The organism is Paraburkholderia franconis, from assembly GCF_009362735.1.
GTDB lineage: Bacteria > Pseudomonadota > Gammaproteobacteria > Burkholderiales > Burkholderiaceae > Paraburkholderia > Paraburkholderia franconis.
The window spans coordinates 95,215-111,049 of the sequence record NZ_WHNP01000011.1 but is presented as its reverse complement, the minus strand read 5'-3'; the positions used below and the strand labels follow the sequence as shown (position 1 = coordinate 111,049).

Here is a 15,835-nt window from a genome sequence, read left to right as displayed (position 1 = left end):
CTAAACGGGCATTTATCCGCATACCGACGAAAGATACCATGGTCTCAATAACCCTTGGAGACCATGTGTATGAAAGCCATCGGCTTCTATCAGAACCATCCCATCAGCCACCCGCAGGCGCTGCAGGATATCGAGCTGCCCACGCCGGAACTGCGCGACCACGATCTGTTGGTGGAAGTGAAGGCGGTATCGGTCAACCCGGTCGATACCAAAATCCGGCGCGGTGGAGATATTCCTGAAGGCGGTGCCCGCATCGCCGGCTGGGACGCGGCGGGAATCGTCCGCGCGACCGGTCCGCTGGCCACGCGCTTCAAGGCAGGCGACCGTGTCTGGTACGCGGGCGACATCAAGCGACCCGGCAGCAACAGCGAACTGCACGCCGTGGACGAACGCATCGTCGGACCCATGCCGACATCACTGGATTTCGCAGAGGCCGCTTCGTTGCCGCTGACCACGATCACCGCGTGGGAGCTGCTGTTCGACCGTCTGCATGTTCAGGCAGCGGACCCGACCGACAACAACGTGCTGCTCGTGATCGGAGCGGCGGGCGGCGTCGGCTCGATTCTGACCCAACTGGCACGTGAGCTGACCGGTATGACCGTCATCGGCACGGCCTCGCGACCGGAAACCCGCGAGTGGGTGCTGGCTCATGGCGCGCATTACGTCCTCGATCACCATCAATCCTGGGCAGCCCAGTTGGCCGCGCTCGGTATCGAGCACGTCACCCATGTTGCCGGGTTGAACAACAGCGCTGCCTATGTGACTCAAATTGCCGCCGTGCTGCGCCCGGAAGGCCAGTTCGCCCTCATCGACGACCCGGTGGGTCTGGACATCGGTCCGTTCAAGGGGAAATCCATCTCGATTCACTGGGAGCTGATGTTTACCCGCGCGATGTTCACCACCGACACCCTCGCACGGCAACACGCCTTGCTGCGCCGCGCGGCGCAGCTGGTTGACCAGGGCCGCCTCAAGCACACCCTGACCCGACGCATTGACGGCATCAACGCGGCAGGTCTCATCGAAGCGCATGCGCTGGTCGAGGCCGGCAACATGATCGGCAAGGTCGTCGTCGCCAACCACTGAACCCTTCTGACAACGGACATCAACATGACATCGCCAATCATCAGCACGACCACGATCAGCCTGGAAGCTGCGCAGGCATTACTGGCCGAAGCGCGCCGCGCGTGCGCCGCGCGAGGATTCGCCGCGACAATTGCGATTACCGATGCAGGCGGTCACCTGCGCGCTTTCGAGCGCGCCGATACCGCGCCGTTCCTGACTGTTGACGTCGCCATCGACAAGGCATGGACCGCCGCGTCATTCGGCATGGCCACGCACCAATGGAATCAGTATATGGCCGAACCTACCGTTGCCCCGCTGGCGCACCATCCGCGGCTGATGCCGGTCGGCGGTGGCGTACCGATCTTTCACGAAGGGCGTCTGGTCGGGGGCATCGGTGTTTCTGGCGGAACATCGGCTCAAGACCACGAGGCCGCTGAGGAAGCGCTGCGCCACGCAGGGTTTGACCAGTAAGCCTGGGCCGTTGAGCGATCGCCTTGCCGTCAATCGACAAACGTTCCACAAAGGCGGAACCGTTGCTCGTGAGGGACCGGCCCGGACGGCCGGCACTCCGATAATTGTCGTTGAAGCTCTGGCGGCTCGAACGACGGCTTCATGCGATGTAGGTACTGGAGACGTCCCGTTGCGATCTGTAGCTCGAGCTCGATGCAGACGCTACGGGGCGAGCGTACTTTTCGTGAAGGACGGCCATAAGAGAGAATTGGGTAGCCTGAAGGACGCGTTCGCCATGCCAGTTTTTCGCAACCGCCGCCACTGAGAGCAGCGCGCCAACCACGCGGGAAGTGATGACGACAGTCGAGTGCAGGCTGTTGCTTGAGTCGCCTCGTAACGGCGAACGACAAGTGGCGTCCCGGGGAGGCACAGCCTTCCAAAATCCAGTTCGCGCACCGTCGTCCATTCAGCCTTCGCGCGAAGGCTGCGAGTAGTGCCCGTTGCGCCCGAGTGCATCGCCTGTTCGATTGCCTTACTAAAGATATCAAGCTGCACGACGTGATTGCTTCCCTGAGCGGTGTCAGTGGCCCGGCCGTGGTCCGTGCGATCGTGGCCGGAGAACGGTCTCCCGAGGCACTTGCCGCCTTGTGTGCCGTGCAGATCCGGCGCCGAAAAATAACGCAATGTGCGGTCTGAACTAATGTTTTGCCGCGGATGTCAGCGCAACAGGAATACGGCGGCGGTTTGGCGCGTTTATACCTATGTCGATGCCTGCCTTCGCGATGGGCCGCACGGCGCGTCCGCAACGCAGGGGAAAGTTGGAATCGGTTGAGTGAAGCGAATGCCTCGCCCGATATCTCTCCAAAGAACCTCCTACGGGCCGCCCCCCAACCAGGAGATCACCATGAAGCAGTTTCGGGTTATTTTTGCGTGTCTGGTTTTCGTCGGGATTGCCGTGGTCTCAGGTTCCGCGGTCGCGGGCAGCGATACGAATCGGAGCGCCGACAGCGCGTCGAGTAGTTCAGGAAATTCCTCAGGCGGTGGTTACTGAACCGCACAAGCCGCACCGTACGGTCCCGTAACCGTCGATGTGATCGCGGAGGAGTGACATGACCCGACGCTCACGGCTGCGCGCTGTTGTTAGGTCGACGAGTTCTCGTTGTCATGCGTCAGCGTGACCTGTATCGACGACGCCTTCGGCCACTGTTCAAGATCGACGATGTTCGCCAGCCCCTCACGTGAAAATGCTATCCGCCGTATCTCGACGCGCGCAGGTTTATCGCCTGACGTTGAACAGGGTGCTTGTCCTTTTCGTGCATGTATGGGCCCGACGCCTTTTGCAAGCTTCTTGTTCGTGATGTCGAAACGGTCTGCATGCATGTATCCGGCTTGCGTGTTGGGCGCTTGCCGAAGCACGCCCGCAGCCTCGATGAGATCCGCGCACCCCGTCCTTAGCAAAATCGCGGCTTGCCGCAAACGGCAGCCGGCACGAAAAACAGGCTTCAGAGCGCTGGTTCAACCAATTTCGTCATCGCTTTGAGAAGCTTCGCAAAACCTGTGCGGGTGTAATTCTCCATGAAGGTGAAACGCGTCAAGCGCGGGCGCCAGCCCGCCAACGCGAACGCTTGACGCGTCGTCGGGTTTGTCATGCTATGGCATGGCTGTGAGCACGGCACGGGCGAACTTTCAGCCATGCAAAACTGGTTGTTTGATATTGCCGTTCAAGTTGTCCCTTTATGCCTGGCCCAGACTACGTTTGCGAATGAAGTGTTCGTCGCTACTGAGCAGCGCCTGTACGATACGGGCATTCTTGTTGGCCAGCGCGACGGCGGCGCAGTTATATCCGCGCCGCGCGATGAGCTGCTGCAGCCAGATGCTATGCGGGTCGGTCTTTGCTTTCACATAACGGAGTGCGGCCCGTGCGCCATGGATGAGCAACGTGCGCAAGTAGGTGTCGCCGCGCCGGCTGATACTCTTCAGGCGCAGCTTGCCACCGGAAGAATACTGCCTGCCCCTCCAGCCGTCGGTTCCATGAGAGTATGCCGTCGGCTTTTCAACGGGATGCAGCCAGCATCAGGCGCTGCGCGACGTTCTGGAGTCCAGACCGGGAAATCCGGCGTAAAGTCAATCGGCGGTTGGCGCGCGTTGACGTTCTCTCAACGCAATGACGAACCTTTGAGCGAGCCTCGGACGGGCCTGTTCGCCTGCGCCCACAATGGCCTCGCCTACGAGCGTCTGCAGAAAGTTGTCTTGTATGCTTGGGCGTGCAGTCATCGTAAAGGACAAGACTACCGTCAACGTGTTTCTCGTGAACGGCATCAAACTGAGTGGTCAATTGGCCGCCTTTGACCAGTTCGTAGTTCTGTTGCAGGCTGGTTCAGCAGTGCAACTCGTGCAGGACGCGAAACCGCCGCCGGCATGGCTAATCGCCGCCCGGCGTCAATCCCCTTCGATACGGCTCGCCGGTACAATCAAAGGACCTATAACTCTGCCCTCAGAACAGCACGCCCGGCGAACGAGGCGCCTATGGGACGCGACAAGCCAAACCGCTAGAGCTCGCGTCTGATGAGAGCTCACATTGCATGCTGCGCCTAACCTTCGCCTGCGCATAGCCAGGTAACGTCCACGTCAAGAAGCTCAGAAAGTCGCTCACCATCAGTACGCTTCGGAACGGTCACTCCGGCGCGCCAAAGCGTCACGGCGTGTTCCGGTACGCGGAGCGACCTGGCCACCCCACTGGAAGTAACCTTTGCACGCTTGATGGTCATGTCCAGCCGCGCTGCGAAGGTCGTCGCGTCGACGGTGATGCCTGAAAACTGCAGCACGCCCGCGTGTGCGTACGGCGTGCCGCCCTCCATCACGAGCTGCACTGCCGCGCCGCTGCCTGCGCGCTTCAAACGGCCCGACGCGAACGCCTTACGCAGACGCAGCCAGTCGGCGCTCGAGCGCGTCACATCGAGGTACATTTCGCTGGTATCGTCGATCTTCGTCTGGCTCACGATCGGCTCCACGCTGCACGGTGCTGTTCGCGACCGGGTACCCTGATCGTGCGCAGGAAAACCGAAAGTCGGTATGGCTTTGCCACAAGCGGTTTCCCACGATGTCACACCGCGAGAGCCCGCACCGGTCGAACACGCGAATCGCCATGAGCGCCCGCGAGCTTTTTCCCCCGGGTCAATACCCTACACAGGCTCGTGATGGTCTACGCGTGGGGTGACGACGTGTCCGGCTGCGAATGAAAGCGCGTCACGCCAGTATTGCACTCAGGCTTCAACGGGCATGACCATATGAAGGGTGAACCGTTGCCAGGGGCGTACCTGCGAATGGGTCTTCGCGCCAGTCTGTTTTTCGACGCGTGGCAGCCTCGCGCCGCGACACCATTCCGTCCACGGCAAAATGTTCGAGCGACTGTCCGGCACTGAGGGCCTGTTTAAGCCATTGGGGCATTTCGCCATCGCCGGACCATGTCTGTCCTGTTGCGCTGCGATACCGTGCAGCGGTTTGCCGGATTTCGTCCTGCGCGATGGCGGCTGCAACATCGTCCAGCCCAATTCCGACCTCGGCCATTCGACGGCGCAGGTAAGCGACAATGCTGTCGCGTTTTCGTTGATCCACTGTAATTTCCTTTCTCATCGGTATTGCGCGGAGGGATGCAATGTTTGCGCAATCTTCGTGCCTTTCATGTTGGGTCTTTTGGTCCGTGCAGTTCCTGTGAGGAAACCTGACAGATCCGCCGAATAAAAAATCGGCCAGAAAACTGAAAGCCGCGCAGGTGGCTGGACGCTCCCACCGCCGCCATTGCTCGCTCGAAACGTACCTATACCCCAACGTTTTGGGTATTTGCTTGCGCACATTTTCGTACGCACGTTAAACCGACAGGTCCGTTTGGACAGGTCAGATCCAGGCAAGGGCGCGTTCCTGAGGTATCGGAATCAGACACATCGTGCCAGCACCGGCACCATGCGCTTCCTGCAGGACAGCCGCCAACAGGTGCCGACGCCGCTCCATTTCCGCCAGTTGTTTCTCAGCGGCGTCAGGAACATGTCCATGGCGACCTCTGACGGCTGGCGCTCAATCCACCTTTGGGTAGGCTCTATCTCGGCCTTGCCCGCTGATATTTCCGCGTCGAGGTTCAGGAGTTCTACGAGCAGTTGCTGGGCGTCGTCTCTCATCTTGTCTTATCTGATTTGATCAACGAAGCGCTCCCGGTCGATGAACCCAACCGTTACTCTCGTATCATCCGAAACTTAACAAATCAATTGATTCACTCGATACGCGCCAGAAGGTCCGCGGTTGGGCGCGGCCGGCGAACCGCGCGGACGTCTCTCCCGCAGTGCCGCGGCTGCTTTTGCGGCGTCGCGGGAAACCAAAAAAAGGAATTTCACCGGTTCCCCGCTCACAGCCAGAGGTTTCAACCGGTCACATGCGCGCAAGGTTACGAAGAAGGGAATCCCCGTCCTGCGTAATGCGAGGCCGTACCGCTCCGCCGGCAAGCTGCTCCATGGCGACGAGCTGACGTTCAAGCAACGTATCAAGTTCTTCCTGCTCGGCAATCTGGTCGGCCGAGTCCCTCACCAGCATCAATGTCGCAAATTCATGGGCGCTGAGCATGCTTGCCTCCTGATAGCTCGAGTAGGTGCTGTATGGATGGATTGCGTCGGCTCAGGCGCTCGCTTTTGACGATGCATTGCCGGTGACGCACTCACCGCAATATGGGCGTGGGGAGTTGATGGTAGGGCGTGCGCCGGGACGCGACAATGCGGGTCGTCCCGCATATTGGGCAAATTCGGTTGCCGCACGAGTTATGGAGCGGCAAATGCAATGTCGAATGCCTGTCGAGCGGATGCGGCCACCGAACTCCGCCTCCTTGCGTCCCACGTTGGCTCATCAAAGGGAACAACCGAATCGCTTCCTTGTTATCAACGGCATCCTCAGGGCTTGCTCCCACGGCGTCGCGGAGGCGTGCGCTGAAAAAAGCGTCACGAATCATCCCGCAGGTCGGGGCGGAGTTCCGCCTCGATTTCGCGAATCGACGGCAGTTTCGTTTCGAGCGAAGCTGGCACTTCGCGCAGCAGCTGGTACTCGGCGACGCCCATCGGCTTTGGTCAAGGGCCTGGTCGGCCAATTCGCACAGTCTCGCGCTGAGATCTTCGCGCGATAACGTTGCGTCAAGTGCGACGGCTTTTACAGCCGATGCAAATTCGCGCAGACGTGCCTTCGGATCGAACAGGATCAGTTCGATCTCGCGCATCGCGTCGTTGGCCGCCTTCAGAATCCAGCGGCGCAACATCGATAGCAACTGATCGGTCGCGGAGCACAGCGCGTAACGCATGAAGCAGGCTGCTTCCAGCTTGCGCGATCGTTGCTCCACGCGCTTACCCATCGAAGGCGGCCGGCGCGCACAGCGCCGCGCGTAGTGCCGCACAGTGGCCTCGTTGCAAACGGTTGGCCAGCCCTGATGAACGCCGACCGCATAAAGGCGATCGATCTTTGTGAACACGTCACTCATCTGATGCGTAGACTGACGCAGCGGTACGGACCACAACCATTGCTGCAAGCTTCCATGCTCACTGTCGGGCTTTACCAACAGCCGACTCCAGTGATCCAGCGTCGTGTCGCCGAACGCACAAACCAGTCCATTCGATAAAGACTCCTCAACATCCTGCCCCGCCCTGATGATGAACCGCCTGAGCAACCGATCGTGGACGATCAGAATGCGATGCTCATAGAGCCAGCGTTTCAATTCGTAAAGCAAGTCACCGCGGTCGGGCCGACCTGTCAGGCGTTCTTTCAGCCAGCGCACGACATACCGGCGCTGGTGCTCGGCCATCGGGCGGAATCCAAGCGCCTGATATGCGAGGACCTGATGATCAATGAGCGTGCGAGCATGTTTCGTACAGCGTCCGCAGCGTGCCGAGATCGGGTGGATCGACCGCGAGTTGCGCGCCAAGATAATTCCAGAGCACCTTGGGAATCTGCCTGTAGGCGTCGAGCGTGCGGCCGCTCATCCGGATAAAGCCGATGTGGAGCGCGACAGCAAGCCGGTATAGGTCGCCGCGACGCGCGTCGATCAGCGCGCGCTCCTTCGCCGAGAAGGTGAAGAACGTGGCAAGCTCAAACTCGGTGAGTTCGCGAGGAATCTGCCGGTTGCCAAGATAAGTGACTTGCCAGTGTTCCATCGTGCTCGCCTTGAAGCGGATGACGGACCAACGAGCATAGCGGCAACGAATGACGGGGCGACGACTACTGCCTGCGCAAACATGAGGCAGCCGTGACCCAAGGCGCTACCCAGACAGCAAGCGATTGATTTGACGTGACATTTTATTAGGGCCGCCTCGCAAACCAGCGTCACGCCTAGCCTGCCCTACCGTCGCAAAATGCACTGGAAGCGAGGGGACACCGAACAGCAGTTCCTCGATGTCGCGAAGGCTCAACTGGAACCGGAAGTACCAGCGAACCGTGCAGCTGATGATGGCTGCCGGAAACCGATGGCCGTGATACAGCGATTTGTTCGTCGTCATCTGGCCATCTTACCCGACCGCTCTTGCCAACGTGACAACGCCCTTCAACGCGGTTCGCCATGGGACGTTGGTCTTCCATCCGTTCGGCGAGGCACACCATGGTCAATAATGTGTCTTCAAAACCATACCTGCGTGTCGTTACCGATTTTCGTGTCGCCGCTCGTTCGGCGGCTTCAGCTTTGCTTGTCTGCCATTCGGACTGTTGCGACCGCGAATGTCGGGTTTCATTTCGAGTGGGGACGCGAACTTGGGCCCGGAAGCATCAATGCAGGGTGTAGACGCTGCTGATGGGCTCATCATCGTCCTCATCGGACGAAGCTTGATCAAGGATCGCGCACCGGAAGTCCAACTTGACGCGAAGGATGGCTGATTCGATACGTGCATCGCCGCGATGGCCGCTCAGGCGAGTATTGATCGCCTCCTCGACGGCGCGAATCGCCTGCTCGATGCTTTCCGGATCATCGCTATCGAACCCGACCTCGACCTCAATGCTCTCCAGCAGGTTCAACGCTGTCGCAATGTCTTCGGAAACGACGAACAGCGTCTTGGTGTTTTCTCTCATCTACCCTCCCCGTTGGGTTGTCTCGAGTGGTCAGACAGGCGCGAGTTGCACGGCAATCGTTGCACATCCAGAGCAAACCTGCCGGGTGATGAAGGCGGATGTTGGGTTCTAAACAACGAAGGGGTTGCTGTACGCAACGAAGCGAATAGAATTCACTGTTCAACCCATCGGTCACCGAAGGTCGTAATCTGCACGTCAAATAGCTGCGGTCGCGTTAGCACAACGGACAGCGGCCGTTGTGCTGTTAGGTCGACTGCGTCGTATTCGGCCATGTTGCCGACGTTCGAATATTGGCTGTGGTCAAGTGGCTATTATGTTACCTTCCGGACGTTCGGATCTCCGCGATCGCGAGTGACCGGTCTCACTAAACCGGCCGCAATCTCGAAATGCGAAAAAGCATCGGTCGTGCGTGCTCCGCATCGCCGCAGCCCTTACAGAAGCGGTCAGTTCATGGCGTTATCTGCAGATCCCATGGTTCTGAAGAGTTTGCCCCACTCGAAATCGATATGGTCGGGGAATATGGGCACGACCCCCGCGCCAGGGGTAAATGTTAATTCACCAAAATAAATCACGTTATCCATGGCATAAAGGTCGACCCGAACATAGTCAAAACCTTGAGATAATATCTCGGCGGCCTGAAGCACCATGGCCAGGTTATCGGGGGGCGGCTCCGGCGCGACACTACGGGCATACCCGCCGACGATATGTCGAGATGCTTCCAGTTCTCGTCATAGATGTTGCCGCGCGGGTCTTGCCCAAAGCGATCGCTGATGTGCAGGATGTACATCTCGGGTCGTCCCGCTTTCCGACCGAAACAATGCACTTTATAGTCGGCAGGAATCTTTCCTCGTTTGTCGAGCAGAAGCATTTCGAAGAACAACCGTGGTTCGATGTCCCTGTAATGACGCTCACGAGCATTTCTGTAAAAATTCGTCGCCAGCCATCGAGTGGCAAGACGTTGCAGTCCTTCAAAGCTGACTTTCGATTTGTCGTGCACGACTTCTACGAACGAGCTTCCGTGATTCGCTTTCATGACAAAGGAATCCGGAAGAGAGTCGAAAACGGAGGGCGTAAATTCCGCAGGTGCCGAAATCAACGGTACGAGAACCTCTTCGCCAAGCATGTTACCCACATATTCGCGTACGCCAAGCTTGTCCGTCAGAAGGGAGTATCGAGGATCCGGTTTAAGGCTTCTTCTCAGGATCTGCTCGTTGAATGTGCGCGGCTGGATCAGATTTGGAAATCGCCCCACTTCTTTTCGATGCAGAAGTGAAAGAAATAACGAGTCCGGCAGCAGAGCTTTTGCTTTCTCTTTTATCCGTCTTTGGAAATGTCCCACAGCACACCTGAAGTCTGCGCACGAGCGTACCACCGCGTCAATGAAGCGAGCCGCTTTCCCGTGCGCATTGCGGGCATAGACGCGTCTGTTTCCGGCCGGCGAGCCTTGATGTTCCCAACAGGCATCGAACTCGATGCTGATCCGCACTTTTCAGGTGGGACGAGGTTGAACGCTTTAAGACAACCGGTACTACGTTAAGCTTAACAGCTACCCCGGCTTTGCAACAATTTCGGGCGCTAAGTCGGGTATTATTGGCCAGAAACGTTGGGTCGTGGCGCCGTCGGTACTCTTAAACCCATCCGTAAATATTCATGTCGTTCTCAACCTGTGTGCTTTCGGTTCGAGCTTCGACAGGTGGTTCCAACCTTGATTGTCTGGGCGCGGTCGTGCGGCGGTCATGCAAATGGCGCTGCCTGTACTCCGATGGCGAGAGCGCGGGGAACCGCCTGAACATCTTCGCCATACAGTCGCCACTGGTCGTTCCATCGCGGCGTGCGATCGTGTCAACAGGAAGATCCGTTTCCTCCAGCATCCGGCACGCACACTCCACCCGCTCGCGCGAGAGAAATTCCGACGGTGAGACGCCCATCTCTTCCCTGAAGTGGCGCAACAGACTCCGCTCGCTCATCGCAACAATCGCCGCGATGTCTGTCACAGAAATTGGGCGCACAAAGTTTTCCCCTATCCATCGCACAGCTTTCCGAACTTTCACACGAGGCATATTACCCTCGGCATCAGCCAGTATGGGCATGAGCGGCGCTGCGAGGGTGTCAGGAATTGCTCTGCAATGTGCTGGACGAATCCGTCGTCCGCGCCGCGCCCGATCATGCGAGGCGCGGCGCTGAGCCCGTCATATGCGGAAAACGGTCTGGTATTCTTCTGCCGTCGTGCATGCGACTGCGGAATGAAGGTGGCGCCATTTCCCTCCGGCGCTCCCGGGTAAATCACAGGCACATCACTGGCGCGTGCCCGCTCGACCAGCAATGTGATCGACAGTTCATTGCCCGCGTAGTCTCCGGCGGCAACAAAAATGGTGTTGAAGTCACGGAGACGCTGGTCGTCGGCTCGTCGCGTGCAGACCCTGAGCGTCGAACTGCCGCGTACGGACCCGCCTGCCGGCGAGATCAGGTGGCTGCGCCAAACGACAGCGACGTCAGCACTGTTAGCGGGTCGGTTCGCCATGTCGAACGCCTCTGCTAACAGGCTGGTTCCTAGGAGGTCACACCCGTCGAACACGATGATGCCGATGTGATGCTCTCTCGGCCAACTTGAGCCACCGCCCGAAAAAGACGTCTGATCGACACATAGCTCTGGTTGTGTCCGCAATATATTTTTTCCCTGAAATGTGGCTGCCGGCGCCGAGTGCGCAGCACGTTTTTTGATGCACATCGAAATACACGGGTATTGGCCACCGCGATCAAGCGCAGCCTTCCTTACACTCAATAGGCGTTGTGGTGAATGAGGCCTTTGAAAATGGTCGCGAGAATAATCCGCAAATCCAGACCGAAAGACCAGTTGCGAAGGTAGTACAGATCGTGCTCGACACGCCCTTCCATCTTTTCCAGGCGGTCCGTTTCGCCACGGAATCCGTTCACCTGTGCCCAGCCAGTGATTCCCGGTTTGACCCGGTAGCGATGGATATATCCTGCAACGACGTCTTGATACAGGTCGTCATGCTCGAGCGCATGCGGACGAGGCCCGACTACCGACATATCGCCGCAAAGCACATTGAAGAACTGCGGCAGTTCGTCGAGACTCGTGCGACGCAGAAAGCCGCCGACGCGAGTAATGCGTGGATCATTGCGTTTGGCCTGCTCGAGAACACCCGCCTTTTGCTTGTGCAAACGCATCGTGCGGAACTTGTAGATCATGAAGACCCGGCCATCCGCGCCCTTGCGCCGCTGCCTGAAAAACACAGGCCCGGGAGAACTCAATTTCACCGCGATTGCGCACATGAGAAGAATGGGGGAAATCGCGAGCAATGCGCATAGTGCAAAAAATCGATCAAACAACTCCTTCTGGAGCATCGCGTCAGGTGGCAGCGGCGACGCGGCAAGGTTGATCGTCGGCAGATCCAGCAGACTGGTCACGCTGCCTTCGAACAACGCGAGGGTATGCACGTCCGGCATGAAACGGATGTTGATCAGGTCATTACGAAATTCGTCGACGAGTTTCAGAATTGTGCGTTCTTCAGTCAACGGCAATGCAAGCCATACCTCGCCGATATTCTGTTCACGCACGTAGTCGGCAAACCCCTTGTGATCGGCAAATTCGGGCACCCGTGAAGTCGTTTTCGAACCGGGCCGAAGATTGTAGATCACCCGCGGCCGAAAGCCGGATGCGGGCGCGCGGTTCATTCTGTGAATGATCTCGTTGCAGTGGTCACCGCACGCGGCGATCGCAACGGGCTGCAAATCCAGTCCGGCATTACGCATCCGTCCAAGCAGATTGTGCATGACAAGACGGCTGACGATCAGCCCGCTTCCGGAAATGGCTGTCCAGTATGCGAACCACGGACGGGACACAAAGTCGATCCGCTGCAGCGAGAACATCAAGGCCATTGCACAGGCCTGCACGGTCAACCAGCCTAATGCCACTTGCCCCGTCAGTACTCGCTTCGAACGCCCCCGCCACGATTCGTACACGCCAAGCGCAGGGAATATGGCGAGTGAAAGGGCCGCGGCAAACGCAACGAACGCCAGATAGAATCCGCGCTGCGAGACGTCGTCGAACCGGATTCGCGACGCGACGATGGCACCCGTCACGATCAGGGTGACATCGAATAGCCTCGCCTGTAGTCCTCCCATTGTACGCATCAGCACACCCCTTTAACCGCACCCATGCCCATTACGGCCGTTCAATTGCAACGGCCATACTTGTCATCGAACCGGACGATATCGTCTTCTCCCAGATATGCGCCGGATTGAACCTCGATGATTTGCAGCGGTACATGGCCGGGATTCTCAAGCCGGTGTTGCACGCCGAGTGGAATGTAAGTCGATTGGTTCTCGGTAAGCAGGAACTGTTCATCGCCACGCGTCACGAGCGCGGTTCCGCTCACGACGATCCAGTGCTCTGCGCGATGGTGATGCATTTGCAGCGACAGTCGTCCGCCGGGGCTCACTACGATCCGCTTGACCTGAAAGCGCTCTCCCTGGTCGACGGAATCGTAAAAGCCCCAGGGACGCCGCACTTTCCGATGGTTGTCGGCTTCCGGCGACTTCGACTCCCGGATGCGCGCCACAAGACCCTTGACATCCTGCACGTGCGAGCGATCCGCTACGAGAACCGCATCATCCGTTTCAACGACAACGAGATCGCTGGTGCCGACACACGCCAGCAGCCTGCCGCTCTGCGAGCGCGCGTAGGTAGTCGTCGCCCCTTCCAGCAGCACACGGCCATTCACCGCGTTGCCGAACTCGTCCTTTTCCATCGCCTGCCATACGGCGTCCCACGAACCGAGATCGGACCAGCCTGCCTCCAGCGGCACCACGACACCCGTGAACGGCGAGTCGAGCTTGCCGAGTTGCTCCATCACGGCATAGTCGATCGAATCGGAAGGCGACTGTCCGAACTCAGCCACGCCCGGCGCGATGAAGCCGTCTTCACGTTTGGCGTTCGCGTAAGCCTGAACGCACGCCGCGTGCATCTGTGGCTGAAAGTCTTCCACGGCAGCAAGCCATACTGACGAACGCACCACGAACATGCCGGCGTTCCACCAATAGTCGCCTGACGCCACGTATTGCGCCGCCAGTTCAGCCGCGGGTTTTTCCACAAAGCGGTCGATACGATGCGCGCCGTTGGGTAGTTGCGCGCCGAGGCGTATGTAGCCGAAGCCCGTGTCGGCTCGCGTCGGCGGAACACCGAGCGTTGCGATCTCGCCTGCCTGTGCATGACGGGCAGCGTGCTCGATCGCCCGATGCAATGCGGGCACGTCGGCGATTGCATGGTCCGCGGGCATCGCCACGAGAATCGGATCGTCGCCGTTGGCGCATGCCGCCAACGCGGCCAGCGTCAAGGCAGGCGCCGTGTCGCGCCGTTCCGGTTCAATGACGATGCACGCCTTCACGCCGCATTCGCGCGCTTGCTCACGCGTCGCAAACGAATGCTCGGCGCCGCATACGATCACCGGTTCCGTTGCAACTTCCCATTCTTTCGAGAAGCCATCCATCCGCGTCATGGTGGCCTGCAACAACGACTGGTCGCCAACGACATCGATCAGCTGTTTTGGATACTGCTCGCGCGATACCGGCCAGAGCCGCGTACCCGATCCGCCAGCGAGAATGACCTGCACAAGCCGCCGGGTGTCGGTTACCGACTCGGCAACAGCCATGGCGACGTTCTGTTCTTCCGCACGAATGCTTCGTTTGCCCACTTCAATCTCCCTGTATTGCAGTCTGTCCTTACCGCTCGTTACTGCTCGAACGAAGTTCAAAGGACTCGCGACCGTTTCTTAACGACACACCTTGCCTTGCGCGCGAATCTTTCAGAAGTTGGTGCGGGATTGTGATGGCCGCAGATCGCGCCGGCCGCGAACCGCGAACGATCAACATCAGATCGCCCAGTCCGCGTCGTGCTCGCGCGACCCTGCAAGACGGATGGACAGATCGAAGGTTTGGCCCCGCCAGGGGCCACGATGTTCAATTTGACCGGTGAGGGATAATAGACACGTTACGCTGCACCACAGCATCTCTGGCGCGATCGGTTGAAGTTGTGGCATGCCGCGCTGAGCCTTTCGCATGACGCCGATCACTATTGCCAGGCTATCTTTTTCCAGATCGAACCAGACTCAAAGATGGACAGTTCGAGCACGCCGTGCTCCCCATACATGCGCTGCAATTCCGGTCCGTGGATCGAATCTTCAGCGCCCTCATGGCCCGCCAGATGGAAGAAGTCGTGCGTGTGGCCGTGTAGACCGTCACTATGTCCGTGGCTGCCCCCTCGCAGTTCGAACCACGACGAAGTCGGGTCTTTACAGTTATCTCTAAAGGTAATCGCAGCCTCCACGGGTAGCGCGTCCGATATACGTTCCGGGCACAATGCGACACTTGGGGCGAGCAATATTGCCCGGGATGGAGAATGAGGATGGACAGTAAAAATATTTTGCCTGTGGCGCTAGCGTGTCTGGCTCTGACGGCGTGTGGGTGGCTGCGTGAAGGTCCGAACGCATCGGACATCGACAGTGCCGTACGTCGGGCGCTGGATGTGGCTAATAAGGGAGGGCTGAATGCGCTCGCTGGTAATTCGTTGCCGACGTCTGACAGGGTTGCGTTGGTGAAGCCCGATGGCGACTGCGCTGAACAAGGGAGCACGGGGGTTAGCCGCGCATTCACCTGCAACGTCAGCATCGTCCTGCGGCCCGGTGAGACCGACGATCAGGGCACCACCCTTCACGTGGAACTACAGTTCACAAAGGACAGCGGCGGTCGCTGGCAGACCTCCGATATCGACCGTTCGATTGTTGTTGGCGCTGCGAAATCGCTCATCGATCAGGCGAGCCACGCGCTCTCTGGACAGGCGGCGCCAAATCCACATAATCCTGAATGAAATGCCGACTCCCTGACCAGCGGCGGGGGTACGGCTCTTCTTGTTCGATCGCATCACAATCGATCCCGCCTGATGCATGGCAAGTTCGTCCCAACCGAATCGCATCCTGTGCAAGGTGGACCGGAAGGCGTGTGCCACCAAGGCGCGGCTATCGCAAATGCCGCTCCCGAAAGTTCGTGCCCTCTCACTCCACACTTGGCGCCCTGACCGTGTGTAAGTTCAGCTGCGAAATCCGGTTTACCTAACAATGCGGTCACCCGCCGCGTCTGAAGCGCAAGTTGTCGCCGTCGATCTCGCATCGTGTTCGTGCCGTTGCTTTTCATCTTTTCCCACTGTGGGAGAGAGACACCTGTC

The 15,835-nt window shown here is 58.9% G+C and carries 13 protein-coding genes and 4 pseudogenes; 4 read left to right on the top strand and 13 right to left on the bottom strand.

Features of this window, described 5'->3' with window-relative positions; all coding sequences use genetic code 11:
• Window positions 1–69: 69 nt before the first annotated feature.
• Complete coding sequence (locus GCT13_RS14450) at window positions 70–1,083, top strand: zinc-binding alcohol dehydrogenase family protein (protein WP_152759106.1); 1,014 nt, start codon at window positions 70–72, stop codon at window positions 1,081–1,083.
• 24 nt (window positions 1,084–1,107) lie between these two features.
• Complete coding sequence (locus tag GCT13_RS14445) at window positions 1,108–1,533, top strand: GlcG/HbpS family heme-binding protein (RefSeq protein ID WP_152759104.1); 426 nt, start codon at window positions 1,108–1,110, stop codon at window positions 1,531–1,533.
• Window positions 1,534–3,246: 1,713 nt separating this feature from the next.
• Here GCT13_RS14445 and GCT13_RS14440 read toward each other — a convergent pair.
• Window positions 3,247–3,531, bottom strand: a pseudogene (locus GCT13_RS14440) (transposase); the annotation flags it as partial.
• 196 nt (window positions 3,532–3,727) lie between these two features.
• Here GCT13_RS14440 and GCT13_RS14435 point away from each other — a divergent pair.
• The gene (locus tag GCT13_RS14435) at window positions 3,728–4,078 is read left to right on the top strand and encodes an RNA chaperone Hfq (protein WP_321574355.1); all 351 of its coding nucleotides are present in this window, start codon (window positions 3,728–3,730) and stop codon (window positions 4,076–4,078) included.
• A 25-nt stretch (window positions 4,079–4,103) separates the two neighbouring features.
• Here GCT13_RS14435 and GCT13_RS51175 read toward each other — a convergent pair whose 3' ends face one another.
• The 12 genes and pseudogenes from GCT13_RS51175 to GCT13_RS14370 form a co-directional block, all read right to left on the bottom strand.
• Window positions 4,104–4,511, bottom strand: a complete 408-nt coding sequence (locus GCT13_RS51175) for an efflux RND transporter periplasmic adaptor subunit (RefSeq protein WP_407670792.1) — start codon at window positions 4,509–4,511, stop codon at window positions 4,104–4,106.
• A gap of 271 nt (window positions 4,512–4,782) precedes the next feature.
• The gene (locus tag GCT13_RS14425; protein WP_321574354.1) at window positions 4,783–5,127 is read right to left on the bottom strand and encodes an H-NS histone family protein; all 345 of its coding nucleotides are present in this window, start codon (window positions 5,125–5,127) and stop codon (window positions 4,783–4,785) included.
• Between the two features lie 317 nt (window positions 5,128–5,444).
• Window positions 5,445–5,684, bottom strand: coding sequence for a hypothetical protein (locus GCT13_RS14420; RefSeq protein WP_152759095.1), 240 nt, complete (start codon window positions 5,682–5,684; stop codon window positions 5,445–5,447).
• Window positions 5,685–5,931: 247 nt separating this feature from the next.
• Window positions 5,932–6,123, bottom strand: coding sequence for a hypothetical protein (locus GCT13_RS14415; protein WP_152759092.1), 192 nt, complete (start codon window positions 6,121–6,123; stop codon window positions 5,932–5,934).
• Between the two features lie 496 nt (window positions 6,124–6,619).
• A pseudogene (locus GCT13_RS49185) lies at window positions 6,620–7,691 on the bottom strand (DUF4158 domain-containing protein); the annotation flags it as partial.
• Between the two features lie 222 nt (window positions 7,692–7,913).
• Window positions 7,914–8,033 (bottom strand): annotated as a pseudogene (locus tag GCT13_RS49180) (IS6 family transposase); the annotation flags it as partial.
• Between the two features lie 262 nt (window positions 8,034–8,295).
• The gene (locus tag GCT13_RS14395; RefSeq protein WP_152759083.1) at window positions 8,296–8,595 is read right to left on the bottom strand and encodes a hypothetical protein; all 300 of its coding nucleotides are present in this window, start codon (window positions 8,593–8,595) and stop codon (window positions 8,296–8,298) included.
• A 443-nt stretch (window positions 8,596–9,038) separates the two neighbouring features.
• A pseudogene (locus tag GCT13_RS14390) lies at window positions 9,039–9,967 on the bottom strand (ATP-grasp fold amidoligase family protein).
• A 256-nt stretch (window positions 9,968–10,223) separates the two neighbouring features.
• Window positions 10,224–10,655 (bottom strand): helix-turn-helix domain-containing protein, encoded by a 432-nt coding sequence (locus GCT13_RS51170; RefSeq protein ID WP_193727661.1) that lies wholly within the window; start codon window positions 10,653–10,655, stop codon window positions 10,224–10,226.
• Window positions 10,643–11,116, bottom strand: a complete 474-nt coding sequence (locus GCT13_RS14380) for a type 1 glutamine amidotransferase family protein (protein ID WP_152759077.1) — start codon at window positions 11,114–11,116, stop codon at window positions 10,643–10,645. The genes GCT13_RS51170 and GCT13_RS14380 overlap by 13 nt, the downstream gene beginning before the upstream one ends.
• A 257-nt stretch (window positions 11,117–11,373) precedes the next feature.
• Complete coding sequence (locus GCT13_RS14375) at window positions 11,374–12,750, bottom strand: undecaprenyl-phosphate glucose phosphotransferase (protein ID WP_152759075.1); 1,377 nt, start codon at window positions 12,748–12,750, stop codon at window positions 11,374–11,376.
• Window positions 12,751–12,791: 41 nt separating this feature from the next.
• A complete protein-coding gene (locus GCT13_RS14370) occupies window positions 12,792–14,267 on the bottom strand; it encodes a mannose-1-phosphate guanylyltransferase/mannose-6-phosphate isomerase (RefSeq protein WP_152759281.1) in 1,476 nt (491 codons plus the stop codon).
• 752 nt (window positions 14,268–15,019) lie between these two features.
• Between GCT13_RS14370 and GCT13_RS14365 the strand changes: the two genes are divergently transcribed.
• Window positions 15,020–15,481, top strand: coding sequence for a hypothetical protein (locus tag GCT13_RS14365; protein ID WP_152759072.1), 462 nt, complete (start codon window positions 15,020–15,022; stop codon window positions 15,479–15,481).
• Window positions 15,482–15,835 lie beyond the last annotated feature (354 nt).